This is a genomic window from Rathayibacter sp. VKM Ac-2760 (assembly GCF_009834185.1).
Classification (GTDB): Bacteria; Actinomycetota; Actinomycetes; order Actinomycetales; family Microbacteriaceae; genus Rathayibacter.
The window spans coordinates 3,879,153-3,898,825 of record NZ_CP047173.1 but is presented as its reverse complement, the minus strand read 5'-3'; the positions used below and the strand labels follow the sequence as shown (position 1 = coordinate 3,898,825).

Here is a 19,673-nt window from a genome sequence, read left to right as displayed (position 1 = left end):
GTCCGGCACGCACCGGAGATGTTCACGGTAACACGATGTTGACGTCAACGCGACGGGCATTCCTCGCGGATTCCACGCGCCTCGATCGCGGGCCGGGCGAGGCGCAGCGGGGTCCGAGCGGCGCTCAGGACGCGAGCTGCTGGACGCGCTGCTTCGAGAGGCCGAGCATCACGCCGGCGTCGGCCTGGCTCATGTGCGTCGTGCTGAGGAGGGTGCGGACGGCCTCCCGACGCAGGGCGGCGGCGCGGTCCTCGGCCTCCTCGGCCTGCGAGCGCAGAGTCTCCGCCTCGTGCCACGTGGTCGCGACCTCGGCGGGCAGCTCGTAGGAGAGGCGGATCGTCAGATCCTCCTCCTCGACGTCGAGGAGGGCCGAGACGACACCGGTCGCCATGACGGGCACCTCTCGGAGCGACCGCGCCTGCGTCACCGCGTCGAGGGCGGGGACGTGGATCATCCACCAGCGGCCCTCCCGGGTCACCACGGCGTCGAACGAGCGCTCCGTGGTGCGCAGCAGATCTGTGCTGGTCATGACGCCCTCCTCCTGTTTCGCCCCGAGCGGACCATACCCCCTTGTCGAAGCAGACAAGGGGGTATGGTCAAGCGCTGTCGCGGGACGTCGTGCAGTCCGGGCGTCAGGTCCGGTTGCGGGCCATCACCGCGCGCTGCAGGAGCACGAAGACGAGCAGGATGCCGCCGGTGATGATGGTGGTCGCCTCGGGCGGGATGCCGCCGTCGCGGGTGATCAGGACGTTCATCAGGCCGAGGACCAGGGCGCCGATCACGGAGCCGAGGACGAAGCCGACGCCGCCGGTGAGCAGCGTGCCGCCGATGACGGTCGCCGCGATGGCGTCGAGCTCCCAGCCGGTGCCGGTGATGTTCTGCGCGCTGCCGAGGCGGGCGGTGTAGACCACGCCGGCGAGGCCCGCGAGGGTGCCGCTGATCACGTAGATGAGCAGCTTGGTCCGGACGACGGGCAGGCCCATCAGTGCGGCCGACGGCTCCGAGCCGCCCATTGCGTAGACCGTCCGGCCGAGGCGGGTGCGGTGCAGCACGAAGAACGCGGCGGCCACGACGAGCACGGCGATGATCACGCCGGGGCTGATCACGAAGTCGTTGACCTTCGGTCCGTCGATCAGCTTGATCGGCGTCGCGAGCGACAGCACGGCCGAGTCCTCGGGGAGGCGCTCCGGGACCGTGCTCAGCATCGAGGCGAGACCGCGGGCCAGGAACATCATCGCGAGGGTCGCGATGAACGGCTGGACGTTGAAGTACTGGATCAGCACGCCCGAGATCAGGCCGAACGCGGAGCCGATCAGCACCATCAGGAGCATCACGAGCCAGGGGTTCCAGCCGCTGTTGATGAGCAGCACGCCGCTCACGCTGCTGAAGGCGATCACCGCGCCGACCGAGAGGTCGATGCCGCCGGTGAGGATCACGAAGGTGAGGCCCACGGCGAGGATGATCAGGTGCGCGTTGTTGATCAGCAGGTTCGAGATCGTGCTCGCCTGCAGGATGCGCCCGTAGGCGACCTCGCCGTAGACGATCATGCCCAGGAAGATGACCAGGGCGGCGAGGGTCGGCAGCTTGTCGAGGTGCTGGCTCAGCCACGAGGTGGCGGAGGAGCGGTTCGACTTCGCCGGCGGGGCGGGTCGGGTCAGCACGGCGCTCATGCGGGGATCGCCTCTTTCTGCGGGACGCTGCGGCGCGCCTCGCGACGGTTCTTGAAGGCGGAGCGGACCCGCTCCGACTGCAGCAGGCACAGGGCGACGATGACGATCGCCTTGAAGGCGGGCGTCGCCGAGGACGAGACGCCGAGGAAGACGACCGTCTTGTCGAGGGTGGCGATCAGGATCGCTCCGACGGCCGCTCCGGTGATGTTGAACTTGCCGCCCGCGAGGGAGGTGCCGCCGACCACGACCGCGAGGATCGCGTCGAGCTCGAGCTGGTAGCCGGTGCGCGAGACGTCGACCGTCATCACGCTCGCGGTGGCGAAGACGCCCGCGACACCGGCGAGGATGCCGGAGCCGATGTAGGCGGTCATCAGCAGGCCGCGGCGGTTGATGCCGGCGAGGCGGGCCGCCTTCGGGTCCATGCCGATGGCCTCGATCATCAGGCCGAGCGCGCTGCGGCGCACCAGGACTCCGACGACCACGACGATCGCGATGGCGAGCAGGAAGACGACGGGGAGCCCGAAGACGTAGCCGTTGGCGAGCCAGCGGAACGGCTCGTTCGTCGCGGCGGTGTTCTGGCCGCCTGTGATGACCTTCGCCAGGCCGCGGCCGGCGAGCATCACGACGAGCGTGCTGATGAAGGGCTGGAGCCCCACCACCGAGACGAGGATGCCGTTCACGGCTCCCAGCACTGCGGCGACCAGCAGCGCGAGGCCGAAGGCGGCCGCGGCGGCGCCGAGCGAGTCCGGCGCGCCCTGGGCGTTGAGGAACTCCATCGAGACGGCGCCGGCGACGACCATGATCGAGCCGACCGAGAGGTCGATGCCGCCGGTCGCGACCACCAGGCACATGCCGACCGCGATCATCAGGATCGGGGCGGCGGCGCGGGCGATGTCGATCACGTTGCCGACGAGGTAGCCCGTGGTCGGGCTGACGGTGACGCCGAGATAGCTCGGGTCCTTGACGACGTTGACGAGCAGCAGCAGCACGATGGCCACCGCTCCCCAGAAGTACTGACGGCGGATCAGGCTCGCGAGGAGCGAGCCCCGGTCCGGTCGCGTGTCGCTGCTCATGATGCGGCCTCCTGCGTGGCGCCTTCGAGAACGACGACGTCCTCGTCGACGACTCCCTCTGCGGCGATGGTAGTGACGATCGACTCCGCAGTGACAGCGGGTCCGTTGAGGATCTCCGCGATCACGCGGTGATCCTTGAGGACGATGATGCGGTCGCTGAGGCGGACGACCTCGTCGAGCTCGGACGAGATGAAGACCACGGCGACGCCCTCGCCGGCCAGGGCGACGACCTTCTCCTGGATCTCGGCCTTCGCTCCGACGTCGATGCCGCGGGTCGGCTCGTCGAGGATGAGGATCTCCGGGGCGGTGGCCAGCCAGCGCCCGAGGAGCACCTTCTGCTGGTTGCCGCCGGAGAGCTTGCTGATCGGGCGGTCCGGGTCGGCGGGGCGCACGTTGAGCTCGACGAGGTACTTCGCGACGATCTCGTCCTTCTCCTTCTTGGAGAGGGGACGGGCCCAGCCGCGCTTGGCCTGGACGGCGAGGATGAGGTTCTCCCGGACCGAGAGGTCGCGGATGATGCCCTCGTCGCGGCGGTTCTCGCTCGAGAACGCGATCTTGTGCGCGAGGCCGGCGGTCGGCGTCGGGACGTCGATCTTCTTGCCGTGCAGCGTGATCTCGCCGGTGTCGGGCTTGTCCACGCCGTAGATCAGGCGGGCGAGCTCGGTGCGGCCGGAGCCGAGGAGACCGGCGAAGCCGACGACCTCGCCGCGGTGCAGGGTGAGGTCGGTCGACTCGATCGAGCCCTTCTTGGCCAGGCCCTTCGCGGTGTAGAGCGGGGCCTCGCGGTAGAGGTGGTCGCTGTCCGCGCGCTCGGAGTCGAGGGAGCGCAGCGCGGCGATGTCCTTGCCGATCATCTTGGAGATCAGCGAGGTGCGGTCCAGCTCGTGGGTGAGGTACTCGCCCACGTAGGTGCCGTTGCGCAGCACCGTGAGGCGGTCGCTGATCGCGTAGACCTGGTCGAGGAAGTGCGAGACGAAGAGGATCGCGACGCCCTCCGCGCGGAGGCGGCGGATGACGACGAAGAGGTTCTCGACCTCGTTCGCGTCCAGGCTCGAGGTCGGCTCGTCGAGGATGAGCACGCGCGAGTCGCTCACCGTGGAGCGGCTGATCGCGACCAGCTGCTGCATCGCGATCGAGAGCGAGGAGAGCGGGCGGCGCGGGTCGAGGTGGCCGAGGCCGAGGCGCTCGAGGGCGCGCTTGGCGGCCTCGTGCGTCGCCCGCCAGTTGATGCCGAAGGGACCGCGCACCTCGTAGCCCAGCATGACGTTCTCGCCGATGCTGAGGTTGGTGCAGAGGTTGACCTCCTGGTAGACGGTCGAGATGCCGGCCGCCTGCGCGTCGGCGGTGCCGGCGAGGCGCCGGGGCGTCCCTCCGACGACGATCTCGCCGCTGTCGATCTTGTAGACGCCGGTCAGCGCCTTGATGAGGGTGGACTTGCCGGCGCCGTTCTCGCCCATGAGGGTGTGGACCTCGCCCGGGAACAGGCGGAAGTCGACACCGTCGAGGGCTTTGACGCCGGGGAAGCTGATCGAGATGTTCTTCATCTCGACGATCGGAGGCGAATCCGCCATGTCGCGTCGTTCCGTTCTCGAGTGGCGCTGCTCTGCGCCGGAGGTGGGAGCGACCGGGACCCGCGTGGGGCCCCGGTCGCTCCGGTGGGGGAGGGGTACTGCCTGGAGGTGCTTTCTAGAACTTGCGGTCGGGCAGGGCGGTCTTCGCGGCCTCGGGCGAGTCGAAGGTCTCGCTCGGGACGACGATCGAGGACTCGACCTTGTCGCCGGCGAGGGTCTTCTCGACGGCGTCGAGGGCGGTCTCGCCGAAGAGCGGGTTGTACTCGGCGACGAAGCTGAGCTGACCGTCGGCGAGGGCCTGCAGGGCGTTCTTGGTGCCGTCGATCGTGGCGATCTTGACGTCGACGCCCGGGGTGAGGCCGGCCTCCTGGACGGCCTGGACCGCGCCGAGACCCATCTCGTCGTTCTGCGCGAAGACCATCTGGACGTCGTTGTTGTTCGACTTCAGGACGGTCTCGAAGACGCTCTTGGCCTCCTCGGTGGACCAGTTGGCGGTCTGCGCGCCGACCTTGGTGAAGGCGGAGTCGGCGCCGATGACCTCGTCCCAGCCCTCGTTGCGCTCGTTGACGACCGAGACACCGGCGGGGCCCTCGAGGGTGAAGTACTTGGCGCCGTCCGGGAAGGCGGTCTTCGCCCAGTCGGCGACCGAGGTGCTGACCGCGATGTTGTCCGGCGCGATGCGGGTGACGTAGAGGTCGGTGTTGTCCGGCTCGATGCCGCGGTCGATCAGGATGACCGGGATCTCGGCCTCCTGAGCGCGCTCGAGCGAGTCCTCCCAGCCGGAGCCCTCCGTGGCCGACAGCAGGATGATGTCGACGCCCTCGTCCACGAACGACGTGAAGGAGTCGATCTGCGACTTCTGGTCGCCGTTGGTGGCGGGGGCGTACTTGAGGTCGTAGCCCGCGTCAGCGGTGAACGTGTCCTCGATGTTGGTCTCGTTCGCCTGACGCCATGCGCCCTCGGGGCCGACGGCCACGAAGCCGATGGTGGTGACGTCGTCGCCACCGCCGCCTGCGGCCGTGTCCGAGCCGCCGGAGCAGCCGGCGAGGCCGAGCGCGAGTGCGCCGACTGCTGCGAATCCGAGGAACTGGCCGAAACGCCTCGTGTTGTACATGGATCTCCTCCTTGAGATCACGGACGCGCGGGAGCGTCCGTGGGTGCGGGCCCAGGGGCCCGGATGTGATGAGTGTGCAGTGCGGGCCTGGCGCCCGAGGTGCGGTGAGTGCAGGATGTGCGGTGGACGCCCGTCGTGCAGTGACACGTCCGGGTGCGTCCTGGGCAAAATGTTACCGTGAACAATTCTTGTGACGCAACAGCGCATCGGCGTCTCCGGTAACGATCGTGCATTAACGCGAAGGGCCCGCCACCTCGGGGGAGGCGACGGGTCCGTCTCCTGCTGATCGAGTAGCCCGCGGAGCGGGCGTATCGAGATCCACCGTCTGCCGGGGGGTGGGGTCTCGATACGCCGCTGCGCGGCTACTCGACCAGCAAGGAGGGCCGCTGCGCGGCTACTCGATCGGTGCTACCCGCCGTGCTGCAGGCGGCGGCGCAGCAGCAGTGCCCCGCCGCCGAGCAGGAGCGCGAGCGCCCCGAGCGGCAGCAGCGTCAGGTCGGTGCCGGTGGCGGCGAGCTCGCCGTCGGGCCCGGCGACGGGCGCGGGGGCGTGCGGCGCGGGCACGACGGGCGGCGCGGTCTCGGTCGGCATCGGCACGGGGGTCCCGGTCGGCGCGGGCGTCGGCGCCGTCCCCTGCTGCGCCAGTACCGGCACCGTCGCCCAGTCGATGTCGCTCGCCAACCCGTAGGAGGTGTACGACGGCTGGTTGTACGCCGTCTGCTGGCGTGCGACCTCGACCCGGTACTGCGGGTCGTGCATCAGCGTGGTCAGCTTGCGGTCGGTGACCTCGGTGCTCGAGTAGATCCGGATCGCGCTCGAGTCGCTCGTCGGCAGCAGCAGCTCCTCGCGCCAGTCGCCGAGCACGTCCGCGACCAGCGACGGGTTGCCCTTGGTGCCGTTGTTCGTGACCGTCCCGTCGGCCGAGAGCAGCACCGTCCCGTCGCCGGTGACGATCGTCGGAGTGACGGGCGTCGCGTCCTGCATCGTCGTGCTCGCCACGATCTGCGTCGTCATGTCCGCGGCCCAGCGGATGCTCTGATTGGTGCCGGGCTGCTGAGCGGGATCCCCGCCCGTGAGCGGCTCGCCGCTCGCCGACAGCTCGCCGATCGCCCAGACCTCCTGGCCGGGGATCGCCGGATCGATGTCGCCGATCATCCCGCGCCCGGTGTCCTTGCCGGAGTAGGCGCCGAAGAGCACCTCGCCGGTGGCGGCGTCGCGCAGCGCGTAGCCGTAGGGCGCGCCGACTCCGCCCTCGTGCACGGTGAAGATCTCGAGCCCGGGGTTCGCCGGGTCGATGTCGGTGACGTGCATCGCGTCGCCGTGGCCGAGCTTGGCCTCGGTGCCGGGCGCGCTGCTGCCCTCGGGCAGGGTGTCGTAGGAGCTGTACAGCAGGCTGCCGTCGTCGTCGAGGGTGGCGGAGCCGTAGACGATCTCCTGCCGGCCGTCGCCGTCGACGTCCGCGGCGCTGAGCGAGTGGAAGCCCTGGGTGGTGAGCGTCGCCCACTCCGGGCTGGTGCCCTCGCGGCCGTGCGGGGTGTCGTTGAACGGGTTGGTCAGCGGGACGTGGCCGCTGTCGGCGACCCAGCGCTGCGAGAGCTCGCTGCCGTCCCAGTCGTAGGCGACGACGACCGCGCGGGTGTAGTAGCCGCGGGCGAAGACGGCGGACTGCGTCTCGCCGTCGAAGGAGGCGACGCCCGCGAGGAAGCGGTCGTTGCGGTTGCCCGGCTCGATCCGGGAGTAGGCGTAGTCGCCCCAGAGCAGGCCGTCGTCGCCGCGGGCCGGCTCGTAGGCGGCGGTCTGCAGCTCCTCGCCGGACTCGCCGTCGAAGACCGTGAGGTACTCCGGGCCGGTCAGGACGAAGCCCTCGAAGGTGGTGAGGTCGTTGCGGTCGCTCCGGCTCGGCGCGTAGACGTCGATGAAGTAGTCGGCGAGCTCCGTCGCCCCGGCGCGGTCGAGCGGGTAGTCGTGCGTCGGCGCGATGCCGAAGGCCTCCTCGAGCGTGGCGGGCCACTGGCCGGAGACGACCTCCTCGCGGGTGCCCCAGCCCTCGAAGACCTCGATGAGGTGCTCGCGGTAGCCGGCGGCGGAGAGGCGGTAGTCGTCCTGCGGGGTGACGCCGGCGGCGACGTCCTCGGGGAGCAGGGTGATCGACTCCACGCGGGACGGGTCGCCGCCGGGCAGGATCGTCGTGCCCGGCGCCGTCTTGGTCATGATCTCGGAGCGGCCGTCGCCGTCGAAGTCCGAGACCAGGAACTGCGTGTAGTGCGCGCCGGAGCGGATGTTCACGCCCAGGTCGATGCGGTGCAGCAGCGTGCCGTCGGCCTCGTAGGTGTCGAGGTAGGTGCTGCCGGTGTAGCCCTTCTGCGAGACGTCCTTCGCGTTCGAGGGGTACCACTTCACGACGTACTCGTAGTCGCCGTCGCCGTCCATGTCGCCGACGCTCATGTCGTTGGCGCTGTACGTGTACGCCTCGCCAGCGGGAGTGACGCCGTCGGCCGGCTTCTGCAGCGGCAGCGTCTCGAAGGCGTCGGCCGAGGCGGTGACCGGCGCGCTGGGCTCGCCGGGGACGCCGTCGACGAGCGGCACCACGCGGTACTCGTCGCCGGGCGCGCCCGCCGGGTCGTGCAGGTTGGTGCTGTCGGTGACGACGCCGACGCGCTCGGCGCCGCGGTACACGGCGAAGTCGGCGCCGACCATCCCGGTCGCGGAGGAGCCGGTCACCTCCGTCGCGAGCAGTCGCCAGCTGACGAAGACGCCGCCGTCGGGCGACGCGAGCGCCACGACTCCGCGGTCGAGGTCCTCGAGCTGCGCGGTGAGCACGGGGTTGGCGGACGCGGTGCTCGACTCCGCCGCCGCAGGCGCGGCCCCGGTCAGCGCGAGCCCCGCGGCGAGCGCGGCGGCAACGGCGGTGGACGGACGGCGTGAACGTGAATTCGGCATTGAATCCCTCGGCATCGATGGTCCGGGCTGCAGGAATGCGCTTTCCCCGGCCTGCGCCACCCTACGTGACACGTTTCACAGGGGTCAACCGTGTCCACCGGATCTCGATACGCCCTCTGCGAGGGCTACTCGATCAGCAGGCAGGCGGAGCCCGCCCGCTCGGCAGGCCCGCGCCGTCGGCAGGGGCCGCGCGCCCCATGTTGGTCGAGTAGCCGCGGAGCGGCGTATCGAGACCCGGCCCGCGCGGAGCGCGGATCCGGAGTCGAAGAGAAGGCCCCCCGGTATTGAGGATGCGTCTGCACGAGCCCTGGGGGGATCTATTGCGAGAACGCTAGCCCGGCACACCGGTGCCGGCCGTCGGGTGGCGCGGAATGCGCCGGCCTCGAGCGGCTACGGGCCCGCGTCCGTTCGTGGGTGGATCTCGATACGCCCTCTGCGAGGGCTACTCGATCAACATGAAGGCCCATGCTGGTCGAGTAGCCGCGCAGCGGCGTATCGAGACCCGGCGCTACTCCGGCGCAGGCTTGTCGAACCGCTTCTTCGCCGCCGCCCGCAGCGCGCCGTAGTCGCCGCGCATCAGCGCCTCGCGTTTGGCGCGGCTCCAGTTCTGGACGCGCTTCTCCCACCAGTAGGCGTCGCCGATGCTGTCGAACTCCTGGTGCCAGAGCAGCGTCACGGGCAGCCGCGTCCGCGTGTAGGCGGCGCCCTTGCCCATCATGTGCGCGTCGACACGGCGGTGCAGGGACCGCGTGCTGCCGACGTAGTAGCTGCCGTCGCCGCAGCGGAGGATGTAGAGGTAGGCCATGCGGACGAGGGTCGCCGGGCGCCGTGCGCCTCGGGCGGGACGACCGCGTTTCGGGGGATGGATCGCCGAAGTGCGGGCTGTGGTGGATCTCGATACGCCCTCTGCGAGGGCTACTCGATCAGCATGGGGGCGGGGCCGCATGCTCGGCGGGGTCCGCTCTCATGCTGGTCGAGTAGCCGCGGAGCGGCGTATCGAGACCCCGCGTCACCAGGCGTCGTCGGTCGCGTCGTCGTCCGTGGTGTCCGCCGCGATCATCTCGACGATGGTGTCGACGGTCAGCCACGGGCCGTTGCTGACCTCGCCGATCTTCTCGCGGTCCTTGAAGACGACGATGCGGTCGCTGAGGCGCACCACCTCCTCCAGCTCGGAGGAGATGTAGACGATCGAGACGCCCTCCTTCGCGAGCTGCGCGATGTGCGCCTGGATCTCGACCTTCGAGGCGACGTCGACGCCGCGCGCCGGCTCGTCGAGCACCAGGAGGCGCGGCCGGGTGGCGAGCCAGCGCGCCAGCACGACCTTCTGCTGGTTGCCGCCGGAGAGGTACTTGACCGGGATGTCCGGGTCGGCCGGCGTGATGTTCAGCGCCTCGACGTAGGTGGCGACCAGCGCATCCGTCTCGGCCGCCGAGAGCGGGTGCGCCCAGCCGCGCAGCGCCTGCAGCCCCAGCACGAGGTTGTCGCGGAGGGAGAGGTCGCCGATGATGCCGTCCTCGCGCCGGTTCTCGCTCGAGTGCGCGATGCGGTGCCGCAGCCCCGAGACCGGATCGACGATCTCCGCGTGCTCGCCGTCGATCAGCACCTCGCCGCTGTCCGGCCGCTCGACGCCGCTGAGCAGCGACGCCAGCTCGGTGCGCCCGGAGCCGCGCAGGCCTGCGAAGCCGACGATCTCGCCGCGGTGCAGCTCGAGGTCGGTGGGCGAGACGGCGCCCTTCCGGCCGATGCCGACCGCGCGGTAGATCGCCGGGCCGGTGGGCTGCTTGCGGTGCTCGCGGCGGTCGGAGCCGATCTGGCGGAGCGCGTCGATGTCCTTGCCGATCATCTTCGCGATCAGCTCGGCCCGGTCCATCCGCCCCGCCGGGTACTCGCCCTCGGTGCGGCCGTCGCGCAGCACGGTGATGCGGTCGCTGAGCGTGAGCACCTGCTCGAGGAAGTGCGAGACGAACACGATCGCGACGCCCTGGCTGCGCAGCCGCCGCAGCACCGTGAACAGCCGGGCGACGTCGCCGAGGTCGAGGCTCGAGGTGGGCTCGTCGAGGATCAGCACGCGCGGCCGGTCGACCATCGCGCGGCCGATCGCGACGAGCTGGCGGATCGCGGGGGAGAGCGAGCGCAGCGGGAGGCGCGGATCGAGGTCCTCGAGGCCCAGCTCGGCCAGCATCTCGGCCGCGCGCGCGTGGGTGCGCGGCCAGGAGATGCCGAAGCGCCCGCGGAGCTCGTGCCCGATCATCACGTTCTCGCCGATGCTGAGGTTGTCGGTCAGCCGCTCGTCCTGGAAGACGGCGGTGATGCCCGCGGCCTTCGCGTCGGCCGGTCCGCTGAAGCGGCGGGCGACGCCGTCGACGACGATCTCGCCGGCGTCCGGCTGGTGGATCCCGGTCAGCGTCTTGATCAGCGTCGACTTGCCGGCGCCGTTCTCGCCCATCAGCCCGTGGATCTCGCCGGGCACGAGGCGCAGACCCGCGCCCGCCAGCGCCGGCCCGGAGGAGAAGGAGACGTGGATCCCGCTCATCTCGACCACCGGGTCCGGGCGTGCGGGACCGGGGCGTGCCGGAGTCGTCGTCGACCGAACTGCCACGTGCCGTCCTCGGTTCGTGTGCGATGCGGCGCCGGGGGAGCGTCGCGCCTGGGGTGCCGCCGATGATACGCGAGCGGTCAGCTCCGCGGCGGCGCCGTCGACTCGCGGATCACGAGCTCGGTGGCGATCCGCGTGCGCTGCGGGATCTCCTGGCCGCGGATGCTGGCGTGGATCACCTCCGCGACGGTGGTGCCGAGCTTGTCGAAGTCCTGCCGCACGGTGGTCAGCGGGGGCAGGAAGTGCCGGGCGGTCGGCAGGTCGTCGAAGCCGATGACGCTGACGTCCTGCGGCACGCGGATGCCCCGCTCGACGAGCCCGTGGATGACGCCGAGCGCCATCTCGTCGTTCGCGACGACCATCGCGGTGAACTCGGGCACCGACTGCAGGCTCCGCGCGAACTCGTAGCCGGAGTCGGGGGTCCAGTCGCCGACCACGATCGGGCGCTCGCGCATGCCCCAGGCCTTGGCGCGACTGTGGAAGGCGCGCTCGCGGGCGCGCGCATCGAGCCAGTCGAGCGGGCCGGACATGTGCAGCACGTCGCGGTGACCGAGCGAGGCGAGGTGGTCGACGGCCTGGCTCATCCCGCCCTGCTGATCGACGGAGACGGTGAGGAAGTTCGCGTCCTTGTCGCTCTTCACGACGAGCGTCGGCACGCCGATCTCCACGGTGCGCAGCGTCGCGACGGAGGAGGAGCGCGGCGCGATCACGCACAGCGCGTCGATCCCGAGGCCGGTGAGGTGCTTGATCGCGTCGGTCGGGCTGAGCTCCGCGTCGTCGCGCAGCGCGACCGAGGTGATCGAGTAGCCCTTCTCGCGGGCGGCGCGCTCGATCGCGCGGAGGGTGCTCGACGGGCCGAACTCGGCGCCGCTCTCGACCATCACGCCGATGCGGTCGGTGCGCTGGGTGACGAGCGAGCGCGCCGCGATGTTGGGGCGGTAGTCGAGCTCGGAGACGGCCTCGAGCACCCGCTGCCGGGTCGACTCCTTGATGTTCGGATGCCCGCTGAGCACCCGCGAGACTGTCATGTGCGAGACGCCGGCGACCGCGGCGACATGACGGAGGTTAGGCCGATCGGCCATGGCGCGGACCTCCTCCGCTCCCCGGGCGGGAGAGCCGTGCACCGGCGGTGCGGGCGGGATGACGAGGGCTCGGCATCGCGGGTCCGTTCAGCATAGTCAGCCGCCCCTGTGCGGCACGGCGCTCCGGGCGGGAATCGACGTCGAACACGATCGGGAGGAGGGGTTTGACGGTGCGCGACCGCCGCTGTTACCGTGAACAAATTCTCGCCCCGGCTCTTCTTCCGGCCCTCCTGCGGCCGTCCGGGTGCACCCGCATCACGATCGACGACGGAGTCATCCATGCACCTGACCGCGCCCGCTCCGGGCCTTCGACGCCGGTTGACCGCCGGCCTCCTGATCCTGCTCGCGGCGGTCGTCGCGCTGCCGCTGGCCGCCGCGAGCCCCGCCGCCGCGATCGGCGAGTCGACCTTCACGAATCCGCTCGAGCCGGACACGGCCGACCCGACGATCGAGTTCCACGACGGCAACTACTACCTCGTCGCGACGACGTGGGACAACCGCGTGGTGATGCGCAAGGCGCCGACGCTCGCGGCGCTGGGCACCGCGACTCCGGTGACCGTCTACACCGACACCAACCCGGGCCGGAACGCCAACATGTGGGCGCCCGAGCTGCAGCGGCTCGAGGGGCCGAACGGCTGGCGCTGGTACCTGATGTACACGATGGGCACGGCCGGGAACTTCGATCGCCAGCACCTCCAGGTGATCGAGAGCGCGGGCGACGACCCGATGGGTCCGTACAGCTACAAGGGCCGCCCGGTCCCGACCGACGACTGGAACATCGACGGCGCCTACCTGGAGCTCAACGGCGAGCTGTTCATGACCTGGTCGGCGTTCTCGGCCGGGCCGAACCGCCTGCAGAACAACTACATCGCCCGGATGTCCGACCCGTGGACCGCGACCGGTCCGCTGAACGTGCTGTCCCAGCCGGTCGAGCCGTGGGAGACCATCGGCGCACCGGTGAACGAGGGCCCGGTCCCGCTGCAGAAGGACGGCCGCACCTGGATCGTCTACTCGGCCAGCTTCTGCGGCACCGAGGACTACCAGCTCGGCACCCTCGAGTACGACGGCACCGGCGACCCCGTGCTCGCCTCCTCCTGGACCAAGAGCGACGGCCCCGTCTTCTCGAAGGCGAACGGCGAGTACGGCACCGGCCACAACGACTTCTTCGACTCGCCCGACGGCACCGAGACCTGGAACCTCTACCACGCGAACCCCGGCCCGAACGACGGCTGCGGCCGCCAGCGCTCGGCCCGCGCGCACATCGTCGACTGGACCGCCGAGGGTGAGCCCGACTTCGGTGTCCCGCTCGGCACCGCCGCGCGGATCCCCGTCCCCAGCGGCGAGAACGCGCCGATCACCGCCCGCGTCGAGGGCGCGCCGTGGCAGCTGGTCAGTCGCAGCACCGGCCTCTGCGCCACCGTCTCCTCCGCGCAGAGCGGCGACGGAGCGGGCGTCGTGCAGGGCTCCTGCGCCACGCCCCGCGCGAACTGGACGCTCGACAGCACCGGCGACGGCTACCTGCGCGTCGTGAACGCGAGCAGCGGCAAGTCCCTGGGCCCGGTCGGCTGCTCGACCGCGTCGGGTTCCGCACTGCAGCAGTCGGCCTGGCTGACGACCTCCTGCCAGCAGTGGACGGTCGCCCCGGGCACCGGCGGCTACTCGACGCTGACGAACCGCACGAGCGGCAAGGTGCTCGACGCGGTCTCCGGAGCGATCCGCCAGTCGACCGCGACCGCCGCCGCCGCGCAGGAGTGGGCGCTGCGCCCGGCCGGCGCCGTCGCCGTGACCTCGCTCGTCACCGGCAAGTCCTTCGACCTGCCGAACTGCTCGACCGCCGACGGTGCGGTGCTGCAGCAGCAGGAGTGGCTCGGCTCGCCGTGCCAGCGCGTCACCTTCACCGCGGCCGCCGACGGCGCCGTCGAGATGCACCCCGTCTCGGCCGCCGCGAAGTGCCTCGCAGTCACCGGAGGCTCCACCGCCGACGGCGCGACCGTCACGCAGGGGGCCTGCGGCGTGACCGGCAGCAGCTGGCGCCTGCGCCCCGGCAACGACGGCACCGTCGAGCTCCGCGCCGCGCACAGCGGCAAGGCGCTCGACCTCTCGAACTGCTCGGCCGTCGACGGCACGCGGATCGGCCAGTGGAGCGTGCTGAACAACGACTGCCAGCGCTTCCGCGTCTCGCTCGGCGCGCCCGCCGCGCCGGTCGCGCTGCAGCTCGCCGCCACCTCGACCGTGCGCTGCCTCGCGGGCAAGCCGGTGCTCACCACGACGGTGAAGAACACCGACGACCTGCCGGCCGACATCACGGTCACCACCGCCGCGGGCACGAAGACCTACCCGGCGGTCGCCGGCGGGAAGAACGCCACGGCGAGCTTCACGGTGCGTCAGCCGACGCTCGCCGCGGGCTCGGCCTCGGTGACGGGCGCCGGAGTCGACGACACGGGCCGCGCGGCCACGCAGTCGGCCGCCTACCCCGCGACCACCTGCTGACGACCACCACCTCCAGACCTCCCGCCCCCGTGCAAAGGAGCACCATGCCCACCCCCACCCGCCGCGCCCCCTTGCGCGCGGCCCTCGCCGCCCTCGGACTCGGGGCGGTGCTCGCCGCCGGCCTCGTCGCCCCCACCGCGACCGCCGCCGACGCGACCGTCCCCACCGCCGGCCTCCTCGCCGACTACCGCTTCAGCCAGACGACCGGCACGACCGTCCCCAACTCCGCGGGCGGAGCCGTGGGAGCCGCGCGCGTCGTGAACGGGACGGACGCGCTCTGGACCGGCACGTCACTCCGTCTCACCGGCGGCGCGAAGACCAGCGCGGCCCCCTGGGTCGAGCTGCCCGACGACCTGCTGAAGGGCAAGACGTCCGGCACGGTCACGGTCGAGACGCGCGCCGACGCATCGATGCTCTCGAGCTTCCACTTCCTCTGGAACCTCGGCAGCGACAGCACCTCGCAGTACTGGTTCGCGTCGGTGCGCGACAAGGTGCGCACGGCCATCACGACGACCGGCGGCGGCGGCGAGAACAACGCGCGCGGCGCCTCCGGCATCGCGGCCGACCGCTGGTACAGCCTCACCTCGGTGATCGACGGCGGCGCCGGCACGATCTCGTTCTACGTCGACGGCACCCGCGTCGCCTCGGCGCCCACGGCGCTGCGGCCGGCCTCGGTGGCGGACCAGTCGCTCAACACCATCGGCCGCGCGCCGTACCCCGACCCCTTCTACAAGGGGGAGGTGTCGACGTTCCGCGTCTACGACCGCGCCCTCACCGGCGAGGAGGTGGCGACCGTGTCGAGCGTCGACGCGAAGCTGCACGCCTCGTCCTTCGCGCCGCTGACCGCGGCCGTGCTCGACGGGGTCGCTCCGCTCACGATCGACGACTCGACGACGAACCTGCCCGACTACGGTGGCACCGTGACCTGGGCCTCGAGCGACCCGACCCTCCGCATCTCCGCCGACGGCCGCACCCTCGCCGCCGACCGCCCCGCCGCCGGCCAGGCCGCCCGCACGTCGTCGCTCACCGCGACCGCGTCGATCCGCGGCGTCGCGCAGTCCCGCACCGTCGCCGTCACCGTCGAGCCGCAGGTCGGCGTCGACACCCCCTACGGCTACCTGATGGTGCACTTCGTCGAGGACGCGCAGGGCTACGCCGAGAAGATCTACCTCGACGTCTCCCGCGGCGACGATCCGGAGAAGTGGGACCCGCTGAACGGAGGCAAGCCGATCCTCGCCTCCGACCTCGGCACGACCGGCGTCCGCGACCCGTACCTGACCTACAACCCCGAGACGAAGAAGTACTACATCATCGCCACCGACCTGCGCGTCTTCGGCGGCGACCAGGGCAGCGGCTCCTGCACCACCTGGTGCTACTGGACCACGCAGGGCAGCACCAAGATGAACGTCTGGGAGTCCACCGACCTCGTCTCCTGGAGCGACCTGCGCCAGTTCGACGTCGCGCTCGACGCGGCCGGCGCGAAGCAGCTCGAAGCCGGGATGATGTGGGCGCCCGAGGCGACCTGGGTGGCGGACTACAACGGGGCCGGCAAGGGCGCGTTCGTCGTCTACTGGTCCTCGACCGTCTACCCGAGTGCCGCGCACACGCCCGGCACCGGCGCGTCCCGGGTGCTCTGGGGAGCGACCACCGACTTCACCCAGGCGACCTACTCCTACGGCGGCACCTTCATCGACACCGGCGCCGACGTCATCGACACGACGATGATCCAGGACGGCGGCACGACCTACCGGATCTCGAAGGACAACGGCACCGGCCGCGGCATCTACATGGAGTCGACCACGGCGAAGCAGTGGTGGCTCCCGTCCACCGCGTGGACGCAGCTGCAGGACCGCATCGGCGCCGTCTGGGCCGGCGGCAACGCGGGGGGAGTGGAAGGTCCTGCGGTCTTCAAGGACCACGACGCCGACCGCTGGTACCTCTACGTCGACGTGATCCCCTCGACCGGCTACCGGCCGATGGTGACCACCGACCTCGACGCCGGCTGGACCCAGCTGAACGACCCCGGCTTCTCCCTGGCGCCGTCGACCAAGCACGGCGGCATCGTCTCGCTGACCGCCGGTCAGTACGCCGAGGTGCGTGCGGCCGATGCGGCATCGGCCGTGCGCTCGGACCTCGGCGAGGTCGGCTCCGTCGCCGCGCTGCCCACCCGGGCCGACGTCGTCCTCGCCTACAACCGCGGCACCGCCTCGCAGCCGGTCACCTGGGACACGTCGTCCGTCGGCACCGCTCCCGGCCGCTACGCGGTGACCGGAGTCGTGCGCACCCTCGGCGCGAACGACAACCAGTGGATCGGAGCGGGCGGATCGACGGCGTACAACGCGCCCGGCCGCGTGCTCTCCAGCTCGACGGCCGTGCGCGTGACCGCGACGGTGGTCGTGTCCGCGGCGACGGCGACCCTGACGTCGTCCACGCGGTGCGTGGCCGGCAAGGTCGTCGTCACCGGAGTCGTGAAGAACACCGGCACCTCGCCGCTGTCCGTCGTGATCCGCTCGGCCTGGGGCTCCTCGCCCACGCTGACCGCGGCCCCCGGCGCGAACGCGACGCACGCCTTCACGACGCGCGCCGCCTCCGTCCCGGCGGGCACGCTCACCGCGACGGCCGGCGGAACCACGCTGCAGTCCCCGTACGCGGCGCGCACCTGCGGCTGACCTGCCCCACCCTGCTGGTCGAGTAGCGCGCAGCGCGTATCGATCATGCTGGTCGAGTAGCGCGCAGCGCGTATCGAGACCCACCCATCGGCTGACGGTGGATCTCGATACGCCCTCTGCGAGGGCTACTCGATCAGCAGGGGGCGGCCCGTACGCAGAGCATGCGTGAGTGGGCCGACGCAGCATGAAGCGGCGCATGGGCAGGCACAGGCGCGGGCGCGCGCATTTCATGCTGGTCGAGTAGCGCGGAGCGCCTATCGAGACCCACCTCCGTCAGAACGGGGGCGGTGCGTCCCTGAAGCGGGGGCCCGGCGGGGCGCCGGCGAGTGCGGGTGGGTGGATCGTGACGAGGCGCCCGGTGGGCGTGGTCCAGACGATGCTGCCGTCCGCGCGGGGACGTAGGTCCAGCGGTCGCCGTGGCGGACGTGGTGGTGAGACGTGCAGAGGGAGACGAGGTTCTCGAGCGACGTCTCTCCGCCGTTCCTCCACTCGATCGTGTGGTCGGCCTCTGCCCGGGATGCGGTGCGGGTGCAGCCGGGGAAGCGGCAGGTCTGGTCGCGCAGCTGGAGGTGCAGGCGCATCCGGGGCGGCGGGACGCGGTGGGTGCGGCCGACGGACCTCACGGCGCGCGTGTCCGGATCGGTGAGCACTCGGGTGAAGGAGGCACCGGTCGCGACCAGCTCGCGGGCGAGGTCGGCGGGGATGAGGCCGTAGCCGTCGAGGTCCGCGGGCGCGTCGTCGAGACCGACAGCGGTCGACGCAGCGAGCGTGAGCCGTACCTCCGCTCGGATCCCGGGCACGAACGAGGAGGACGGCTGCGGTCCGTCGTCCGCGGGCGTGGTGCCGGCGATGTCGCCGTCGCGCAGCAGATCCGTGAGCACGTCCGCCTTCAGCTGCCCGAGCGTGCGCTCGTCGCCGCCGTCACGGAGACTGCGGGCGATGCGGTCGACGCGATCAGCGATGCCCATCGCGTCCGGCGCGGGGAGCAGCGCGCAGAGCGTCGCCATCCCGTCGACCTCCGGCGAGATCCACATCGCTCGATCCTGCCGGGCGCGGACGTGCCGCTGGGCGAGGGGCTCCTCGTGCAGCTCGTCGCGGAGCCGGGCGACGATACGTCTCAGCTGCGTCGGCGTCACGTCCGGCGCGACCTCGGCGGCGCGCTCGTCGAACCGGCCGCGGGAGGTGGCGGGCAGGGTGGCGGCGGTCGCGCAGACGATCTCGCTCGACTCCCAGAGCAGCCGGCCCTCGGCCAGCAGATCGCGGATGCGGGGGAGGTCCTCGACGAGGAGCCGGGCGTGCTCGAGCATCGTCGCAGTGGCCCGCTCGGACAGGCGGAGCTTCGCCGCGAACTCGGCCCGGATGGACCGCTCGACCAGGGTGGCCGCCTCGCTCTTCGCGAGCGAGCTCCCGCGGGCGAACGCCTCGGGGACGGTGACCGCCGAGCGGTAGGCGAGGTGCAGGGTCTGCGCTCGGGTGAGGAGCAGCTGCGCGGAGGTGCGTCCGATCTCCGCGGCGATGTCGGTCAGCGCGTCGACGGCGGCGAGCGCGCCCGACTGCCCTGCCGCTCCCGGGTCGCTGCGTTCATCCATACGCGTATTGAATCAGGCACCACCGACACGCGAGCGGCCATCGGCCGGAACCCTCGGACAACTCTGCGACATCGGATCTGTGGAGGAGAGTGCTACTCCCGCCGCCACTCCTGGAGGAACTCCGCGGTCGTCTTCGTCTCGAGCTCCAGCTCGATCTGCCCGAGCAGCACGTGGGGGTCGCCGATGTCGGCGGGCGTGCGGATGATCTCGGCGCCCGTGTCGAGTCGGGTGATGACGAGGTCGTGCGTCGTCAGCACCGCTCCGCCGAGCAGGGCGTCGATCGTCATCCGGAGCCAGGTCAGCGTCCGCGGGCGCAGCTCGGCGCGCAGATGCTCCGCCGCGACCTCGCGCTCGCCGTCGCCGTCCCGCTCGCCGTCCGCATCCACGCCGTCACTGTAGCGACCGCGCCGCACGCACCCGCCTCAGTGCCGCACCTGGAACCAGCGGATCAGCTCCCGCAGCGCCGGCAGCGTCGCACTCGCGTCGACGTCGGTGTCGATGTCCTCGAAGGTGCTGCGGTAGCCGGGCAGCTCGGTCGCCATCGAGTCGGTGATCGCCTCGTACGCCATCGTCCAGGAGGGGAACAGCCGCTGCGCCGGTGCCTCCTCGAGCAGCACGCGGAGCCCGGCGTGCCGCGGGTCGTCGGCGATGATCGCCATCCGCTCGCGAAGGGTCGCGGCCGGTCCCTCGAGCAGCTGAAGGAAGCGCCCGTCGCGGAACAGCAGGATGCCGGTCAGGCCGAGGCGCTCGTTGTTCGCGCGGCACTGCTCGAGCAGCGCGGGCAGGTCCGCCTCCTCGAGCCCGGCGGCGGTGTGGCTGGCGTAGACGATGGAGCGGAGATCGTCGTCCTGGGACGGAGCAGCGGTGGGCATGCGGCCC

At 71.4% G+C, this 19,673-nt stretch carries 14 protein-coding genes; 2 read left to right on the top strand and 12 right to left on the bottom strand.

Annotation, left to right across the window (positions count from 1 at the left end):
• Positions 1-124: 124 nt before the first annotated feature.
• From GSU72_RS17855 to GSU72_RS17815, 9 genes are all read right to left on the bottom strand, one after another.
• Positions 125-529 carry a hypothetical protein gene (locus tag GSU72_RS17855; protein ID WP_159986236.1) on the bottom strand — a complete coding sequence of 135 codons (405 nt, stop codon included), beginning with the start codon at positions 527-529 and terminating at the stop codon, positions 125-127.
• A 103-nt stretch (positions 530-632) separates the two neighbouring features.
• Positions 633-1,670, bottom strand: a complete 1,038-nt coding sequence (locus tag GSU72_RS17850; protein WP_123731748.1) for a sugar ABC transporter permease — start codon at positions 1,668-1,670, stop codon at positions 633-635.
• On the bottom strand, positions 1,667-2,743 hold the full coding sequence (locus GSU72_RS17845; protein WP_159986235.1) for an ABC transporter permease: 1,077 nt from the start codon (positions 2,741-2,743) through the stop codon (positions 1,667-1,669). Before GSU72_RS17845 ends, GSU72_RS17850 begins: the two co-directional genes overlap by 4 nt.
• Positions 2,740-4,314, bottom strand: a complete 1,575-nt coding sequence (locus GSU72_RS17840) for a sugar ABC transporter ATP-binding protein (protein ID WP_133960917.1) — start codon at positions 4,312-4,314, stop codon at positions 2,740-2,742. Before GSU72_RS17840 ends, GSU72_RS17845 begins: the two co-directional genes overlap by 4 nt.
• Positions 4,315-4,429: 115 nt before the next feature.
• Entirely contained in the window at positions 4,430-5,428 is a 999-nt protein-coding gene (locus tag GSU72_RS17835; RefSeq protein WP_159986234.1) for an ABC transporter substrate-binding protein, read from the bottom strand.
• Positions 5,429-5,836: 408 nt separating this feature from the next.
• Complete coding sequence (locus tag GSU72_RS17830) at positions 5,837-8,368, bottom strand: rhamnogalacturonan lyase (protein ID WP_159986233.1); 2,532 nt, start codon at positions 8,366-8,368, stop codon at positions 5,837-5,839.
• A gap of 508 nt (positions 8,369-8,876) precedes the next feature.
• The gene (locus tag GSU72_RS17825) at positions 8,877-9,173 is read right to left on the bottom strand and encodes a GIY-YIG nuclease family protein (RefSeq protein ID WP_159986232.1); all 297 of its coding nucleotides are present in this window, start codon (positions 9,171-9,173) and stop codon (positions 8,877-8,879) included.
• 204 nt (positions 9,174-9,377) lie between these two features.
• Entirely contained in the window at positions 9,378-10,967 is a 1,590-nt protein-coding gene (locus GSU72_RS17820; protein ID WP_348272773.1) for a sugar ABC transporter ATP-binding protein, read from the bottom strand.
• Between the two features lie 77 nt (positions 10,968-11,044).
• The gene (locus tag GSU72_RS17815; RefSeq protein ID WP_159986231.1) at positions 11,045-12,046 is read right to left on the bottom strand and encodes a LacI family DNA-binding transcriptional regulator; all 1,002 of its coding nucleotides are present in this window, start codon (positions 12,044-12,046) and stop codon (positions 11,045-11,047) included.
• Between the two features lie 279 nt (positions 12,047-12,325).
• Between GSU72_RS17815 and GSU72_RS17810 the strand changes: the two genes are divergently transcribed.
• Positions 12,326-14,536, top strand: coding sequence for an RICIN domain-containing protein (locus tag GSU72_RS17810; RefSeq protein WP_159986230.1), 2,211 nt, complete (start codon positions 12,326-12,328; stop codon positions 14,534-14,536).
• A gap of 44 nt (positions 14,537-14,580) precedes the next feature.
• The gene (locus GSU72_RS17805) at positions 14,581-17,205 is read left to right on the top strand and encodes a LamG-like jellyroll fold domain-containing protein (RefSeq protein WP_159986229.1); all 2,625 of its coding nucleotides are present in this window, start codon (positions 14,581-14,583) and stop codon (positions 17,203-17,205) included.
• A 254-nt stretch (positions 17,206-17,459) separates the two neighbouring features.
• Here the strand turns inward: GSU72_RS17805 and GSU72_RS17800 are convergent, their stop codons facing one another.
• The 3 genes from GSU72_RS17800 to GSU72_RS17790 form a co-directional block, all read right to left on the bottom strand.
• Positions 17,460-18,794 carry an HNH endonuclease signature motif containing protein gene (locus GSU72_RS17800; protein WP_159986228.1) on the bottom strand — a complete coding sequence of 445 codons (1,335 nt, stop codon included), beginning with the start codon at positions 18,792-18,794 and terminating at the stop codon, positions 17,460-17,462.
• A gap of 92 nt (positions 18,795-18,886) precedes the next feature.
• Positions 18,887-19,180, bottom strand: coding sequence for a hypothetical protein (locus GSU72_RS17795; protein ID WP_159986227.1), 294 nt, complete (start codon positions 19,178-19,180; stop codon positions 18,887-18,889).
• A 36-nt stretch (positions 19,181-19,216) separates the two neighbouring features.
• Complete coding sequence (locus GSU72_RS17790) at positions 19,217-19,666, bottom strand: BLUF domain-containing protein (protein WP_159986226.1); 450 nt, start codon at positions 19,664-19,666, stop codon at positions 19,217-19,219.
• Positions 19,667-19,673 lie beyond the last annotated feature (7 nt).

Coding starts and splice junctions, on each gene's coding strand:
- GSU72_RS17850 (WP_123731748.1), bottom strand. CDS start 1,670: ATGAGCGCCGTGCTGACCCGACCCGCCCCGCCGGCGAAGTCGAACCGC.
- GSU72_RS17800 (WP_159986228.1), bottom strand. CDS start 18,794: ATGGATGAACGCAGCGACCCGGGAGCGGCAGGGCAGTCGGGCGCGCTC.
- GSU72_RS17830 (WP_159986233.1), bottom strand. CDS start 8,368: ATGCCGAATTCACGTTCACGCCGTCCGTCCACCGCCGTTGCCGCCGCG.
- GSU72_RS17835 (WP_159986234.1), bottom strand. CDS start 5,428: ATGTACAACACGAGGCGTTTCGGCCAGTTCCTCGGATTCGCAGCAGTC.
- GSU72_RS17855 (WP_159986236.1), bottom strand. CDS start 529: ATGACCAGCACAGATCTGCTGCGCACCACGGAGCGCTCGTTCGACGCC.
- GSU72_RS17825 (WP_159986232.1), bottom strand. CDS start 9,173: ATGGCCTACCTCTACATCCTCCGCTGCGGCGACGGCAGCTACTACGTC.
- GSU72_RS17790 (WP_159986226.1), bottom strand. CDS start 19,666: ATGCCCACCGCTGCTCCGTCCCAGGACGACGATCTCCGCTCCATCGTC.
- GSU72_RS17815 (WP_159986231.1), bottom strand. CDS start 12,046: ATGGCCGATCGGCCTAACCTCCGTCATGTCGCCGCGGTCGCCGGCGTC.
- GSU72_RS17805 (WP_159986229.1), top strand. CDS start 14,581: ATGCCCACCCCCACCCGCCGCGCCCCCTTGCGCGCGGCCCTCGCCGCC.
- GSU72_RS17840 (WP_133960917.1), bottom strand. CDS start 4,314: ATGGCGGATTCGCCTCCGATCGTCGAGATGAAGAACATCTCGATCAGC.
- GSU72_RS17845 (WP_159986235.1), bottom strand. CDS start 2,743: ATGAGCAGCGACACGCGACCGGACCGGGGCTCGCTCCTCGCGAGCCTG.
- GSU72_RS17810 (WP_159986230.1), top strand. CDS start 12,326: ATGCACCTGACCGCGCCCGCTCCGGGCCTTCGACGCCGGTTGACCGCC.